Source organism: Bartonella queenslandensis AUST/NH15 (assembly GCF_000312585.1).
Classification (GTDB): Bacteria; Pseudomonadota; Alphaproteobacteria; order Rhizobiales; family Rhizobiaceae; genus Bartonella; species Bartonella queenslandensis_A.
Genome location: NZ_HE998171.1, coordinates 1 through 435 on the forward strand (window position 1 = coordinate 1; position 435 = coordinate 435).

The window sequence follows — 435 nt, forward strand, 5'->3', positions numbered from 1 at the left end:
AATTCTATGAAAAAGATACATCATCAAGGGTGGACGAATTTCATCATTATCCAAAAAATCCGTCATATCATAACCAATAAATTTCGCATCAATGCCAATGTCATCATCAGGATTGTCAAAGACCCATCCTAACGCATTGCCTTTACACCATCTCTCTAAACGCCCCGCTATCCCCTCCCTATGGGTGGTGTCAAAAAACATTTGTAGGGCGGATATTGTCCGTTGTTCTTTTGGCAATAAGGCAAGCTGTTCAACGGCAGACGTGATATCTTGTCTTTCCGCTTCACTGATCTTTTGATCTTCAGAAGAAACAAGCTTTATAATCCACTGTCGTAAAAAGACCCTATCTGCTGGATTGCTATAGTCTAAACCTTTTAGCGGTGCTATGCCTGTTGGCTTCCCATTTTTCAAGGACATATAGGTGCCACCACCGGC

The 435-nt window shown here is 42.1% G+C and carries 1 pseudogene; it reads right to left on the reverse strand.

Annotated features, from left to right (window positions below):
- Positions 1-435 (reverse strand): annotated as a pseudogene (locus tag BN338_RS09765) (transporter); the annotation flags it as partial.